Genomic DNA, 4166 nt, shown 5'->3' on the forward strand with positions numbered 1-4166 from the left:
GAGGGCATAACCAAGACGGAGATAGGTAAGAAGATGTAGAGTTTCTTGTATACGGTTTTGAAGGTATATATGAAGAGGCTGTAGACCATAAGGTTTACAGTCTTTTTTTGTATTGAGAATCTGGTAAAGATCAATTGATACTTCAAGCGTAAAGAAAGACAAAATAAATGCCCGCATAAAAGCGGGCATTTTTAGTTCTATAATAAATATTAACCTACAAACACGCAGTCTCTGTTAATTTCATTCAGACTGGATACGCCACACATCTTCATGGTATCTTCCAGTTCACTACCGATCTTTTCTATATAAGAGCGGACACCTTCTTTTTCACCACCATATACGGCAGTTACAAACGGTCTGGCAATAACAACTCCATCAGCACCAAGTGCAAGAGCTTTGAACACATCAGCACCACTGCGGATACCGCCGTCTACCAGAATCTTCATGGAATCGCCGACTGCATTTGCAATAGTCTCCAGAACTTCAGCTGTTGCCGGGCACTGATCTAATACGCGACCGCCATGATTGGATACGATGATTGCATCTGCACCGGCTTCTTTAGCTTTGAGTGCACCTTTGACGGTCATTATACCTTTTACAATGAATGGAGTACCGGCAAGCTTAATAATCTGGCGGAGTTCTTCGACCGTTTTGCTTCCGGCAGGTGGGTCAAGATTCTTCAGGAATGGAAGACCCGCTGCATCGATATCCATTGCTACGGCAAATGCTTTTGATGCGTGCACCAGATCCATTTTTTCTTTGATCGTGTCAAGATTCCATGGTTTTACCGTAGGAATGCCGATACCATCTGTTTTTTGAATAGCTTTGGTCGCGGCGACCATGACATTGCTGTCTATGCCGTCACCAGTGAATGCTGCAATTCCGTATTCGGCACATGCAGATACGAGAATGTCATTATAGGTTACATCAGTCTGGCAATCACCGTAGTGCAGCTGTACGGCACCGACCGGTCCGGCAAAAAATGGATACTGAAATGTTTTGCCAAACAGTTCCAGACTGGTATCAACTGGTTTGTTCTCTGCGATTGTATCCATCTGTAAGCGGATTTCTTTCCATTTGTCATAGTTGCGGATGGCAGTATCGCCGATTCCTTTAGAACCAGGTCCCGGCATCTGGTTACGACAGGCTTTTCCATTGCATTCAGGACAGGCTTTACAGTAGTTTCCGATTCGCTTTCTTGCCCGTTCGATACATTCTGAATAATTCATGGTTTTCCTCCTTATTGTATGGTTAGTTTAAATGATTCATATTGCATTTTGGGAGATTCCACTTGTAATGTCTGGCGAGCAGACGGATTACGACTACCAGGGATGCACTGAGAATCAGTGCCATATCCTGAGAGATGCGGTTGCCTATGTATGCGTAGAAAACCGCTCCGGCAATTGAGGCACAGGCATATACATGCTTGCGCAGGATTGCTGGTACTTCGCATGCCATCATATCTCGCAGAAGACCGCCGCCGACTCCGGTAATCACACCGAGGAAAATGGTTAAGAACTGAAAATTCCCCTGTCCGGCAGAGATGGAAGTATTGACACCAACTACAGTAAAAGCCCCCAACCCGATTGCGTCCAGAAGATTCATTGTCCAGTCATAATATTCTGCGGTCAGCAGAAATCTGGAAATGTTTTTAGAACGCATGAGCAGGAAGATAATGATTGCTGCGATGACGGCAACTGTTACATATACCGGCTTTAGAAAAAGCGTCGGCGGGTGAATGCCAAGCAGTACATCTCGTATCATTCCGCCTCCCACTGCGGTAATAACACCGAGCACTACAATTCCCAACAGATCCAGGTTCTTTTTAATTGCAACCATAGCTCCTGAACAGGAAAATGCTGCAGTTCCAATGAGCTCCATAATGAATAAAACCGAAATATTTCCTGGCATAATACAAGTCCCCCTATAACATACTTTGTATTGTGCAAGTGATCACTTGACAGTGAATAGAGCACTATATCCATTATAAGGAAAAACATCTGTTATTTCAACTCATCCAGAGCACGAAATTCATATCCCAATTCTTCCCATTTGGTAAGTAATTCATCCAGGATCTGAGCATTCGTTGAAGAGGTGCTGTGAAGCAGCACGATGGCACCTGGATGGATGCGTTTCAGTAGTTTGTCAAAGGCCTCCTCTTTCGTAGGTTGATTATCCTGATACCAGTCCACATAGGCAAGACTCCAGAAAAATGTTTTGTAGCCAAGTTCTTTTGCCATAGCCAGATTGGATGTGCTGTATTTGCCCTGAGGTGGTCGGTAGAAGTGCGTCATCGGCGATCCAACAGTCTGTTCATACAGATCCTCCACCTGTTTTAATTCATTTTGAAATGATTCTTTATCTGCAATCTTGGACATATCGGGATGGCTGTAGGTGTGATTACCGACAATGTGCCCTTCTTCGTTCATCCGCCTGACCAGATCAGGGTTTTCTTTGACAAATGTACCGACTACAAAAAATGTGGCAGGAGCGTTATGTTTTTCTAGAGCATCCAGAATCGGGGCAGTATTACCATTTTCATATCCGGCATCGAAGGTCAGGTAAATAACTTTGTCGGTTGTATCCTGCGCATAATAGGCGTCATATTCGGCAAGCTCAGTCATAGTTGCATTACCAACTGGAGTTTTGTCGTCTTCTTGAAAGCTGAGTCCCCAGTTCCCTTCAGCAGAAGAGTGTATCCGGGCATCTGTCGGAGTTATGGCAGCCTGATCTGGAACTGAAAAGAAATATGTGCTTAGGAAGCCAGCAAAATGTCCTACGAAAAATGCCAGAGAGAACAGGAACAGAATGGAAAGAGCTTTTTTGATGATAAGATGATCAGAGTGAAGATTCATAGAGATATCTAATCCTTTTTGATTAATTTATTCACGAACATGGATAAAAAGTACTCTGTTAAATTGACTTTTTAAAATGGCAGGATTATAATGGAAAACGTTGATTTTTTAGGAGGACATTATGAAATATTTACAACAATTTGGAATAATCCTTGCGGTGTCATTTGTCGGAGAATTGCTGAATTATGCGATTCCGTTATCGATTCCCGCAAGTATATACGGGCTTGTGCTGATGTTTGTATGCCTGTGTATGAAATGGATCAAACTGGAAGATGTGAAAGAAACGGCTGTATTTTTAATCGAGATCATGCCATTAATGTTTATACCGGCGGCAGTGGGACTGATTACTTCATGGAACATTATCCGTCCGAAGTTGCTGGCTTATGCAGCAATTACAGTTATATCTACCCTTTTGGTAATGCTGGTATCCGGATATGTAACAGACTGGATGCTGAAGGGCGAAAAGAAAGGAGAGGATAAATAATGAGTTTTTTTGAAAATTCGGTATTCTTCGGCGTGACGATCAGCATCGTGGCATATGGTGTTGGGTGTATACTGAAAGATAAATTGAAAATGGATATATTTAACCCGGTATTAATATCAATTGTGGCAGTAATCGCAGTATTGGCATGTGCACATATCGATTATGATGTATATTATTCCGGAGCACAGTATCTGAGTTATCTGTTGACTCCGGCTACAGTATGTCTTGCTGTGCCATTATATGAGAAGATAGAATTGTTGAAAGAGCATTGGAAAGCAATTGTGGCAGGCATCTTGTCTGGTGTGCTGACTACATTGCTCTGTGTACTGGCAATGAGCCTGATCTTCGGATTCAGTCATGAAGAATATGTAACATTTTTGCCGAAGTCTATTACTACGGCGATTGGAATGGGCGTATCGGAAGAACTTGGTGGATACGTAACGATTACCGTTGCAATCATTATTATTACCGGAGTACTGGGCAATATTATTGCACCGTTTGTGTGTAAGGCATTCCGTATTCAGGATCCGATTGCCAGAGGAATTGCAATCGGTACAGCGTCCCATGCGATTGGTACTTCCAAAGCTATGGAAATGGGCGAGATCGAAGGAGCGATGAGCAGTCTGTCAATTGTGGTATCGGGGTTGCTCACCGTAGTAGGAGCATCGATATTTGCACAGTTTATATAAGATGATTAAAAATGTCACCGGGCGCTTTGCCTGGTGACATTTTTAGTGAAAGTGCGCCCGGCGGCGCACGTTTCTAGCGGGTGCAAGTCCCGAATCCGCCCGGTAGTGGGAAGGATATAGCCGAAGGCAAGGGTGTCC

General features: G+C 43.4%; 5 protein-coding genes. 2 read left to right on the forward strand and 3 right to left on the reverse strand.

The features are described 5' to 3' along the window. Nucleotides 1–209: 209 nt before the first annotated feature. The 3 genes from OCV65_RS13235 to OCV65_RS13245 form a co-directional block, all read right to left on the reverse strand. Nucleotides 210–1229, reverse strand: a complete 1020-nt coding sequence (locus tag OCV65_RS13235; protein ID WP_262582464.1) for an alpha-hydroxy-acid oxidizing protein — start codon at nt 1227–1229, stop codon at nt 210–212. A gap of 22 nt (nt 1230–1251) precedes the next feature. Beyond that, complete coding sequence (locus OCV65_RS13240) at nt 1252–1911, reverse strand: trimeric intracellular cation channel family protein (protein WP_262582465.1); 660 nt, start codon at nt 1909–1911, stop codon at nt 1252–1254. Nucleotides 1912–2003: 92 nt separating this feature from the next. Continuing rightward, nucleotides 2004–2855 (reverse strand): polysaccharide deacetylase family protein, encoded by an 852-nt coding sequence (locus OCV65_RS13245; protein ID WP_262582466.1) that lies wholly within the window; start codon nt 2853–2855, stop codon nt 2004–2006. A 121-nt stretch (nt 2856–2976) separates the two neighbouring features. Between OCV65_RS13245 and OCV65_RS13250 the strand changes: the two genes are divergently transcribed. Both OCV65_RS13250 and OCV65_RS13255 read left to right on the forward strand, forming a co-directional pair. Next, on the forward strand, nt 2977–3339 hold the full coding sequence (locus OCV65_RS13250; RefSeq protein ID WP_262582467.1) for a CidA/LrgA family protein: 363 nt from the start codon (nt 2977–2979) through the stop codon (nt 3337–3339). Then, a complete protein-coding gene (locus OCV65_RS13255; protein WP_416810583.1) occupies nt 3336–4028 on the forward strand; it encodes an LrgB family protein in 693 nt (230 codons plus the stop codon). Before OCV65_RS13250 ends, OCV65_RS13255 begins: the two co-directional genes overlap by 4 nt. Nucleotides 4029–4166: the final 138 nt, after the last annotated feature.

Origin of the sequence: Dorea ammoniilytica (genome assembly GCF_025567415.1) — a bacterium.
In the GTDB taxonomy this organism is placed as follows: domain Bacteria; phylum Bacillota; class Clostridia; order Lachnospirales; family Lachnospiraceae; genus Claveliimonas; species Claveliimonas ammoniilytica.

Excerpts from the sequence above, each read along its gene's own strand:
- OCV65_RS13235 (WP_262582464.1), bottom strand. The coding sequence starts at position 1,229 with ATGAATTATTCAGAATGTATCGAACGGGCAAGAAAGCGAATCGGAAAC.
- OCV65_RS13240 (WP_262582465.1), bottom strand. The coding sequence starts at position 1,911 with ATGCCAGGAAATATTTCGGTTTTATTCATTATGGAGCTCATTGGAACT.
- OCV65_RS13245 (WP_262582466.1), bottom strand. The coding sequence starts at position 2,855 with ATGAATCTTCACTCTGATCATCTTATCATCAAAAAAGCTCTTTCCATT.
- OCV65_RS13250 (WP_262582467.1), top strand. The coding sequence starts at position 2,977 with ATGAAATATTTACAACAATTTGGAATAATCCTTGCGGTGTCATTTGTC.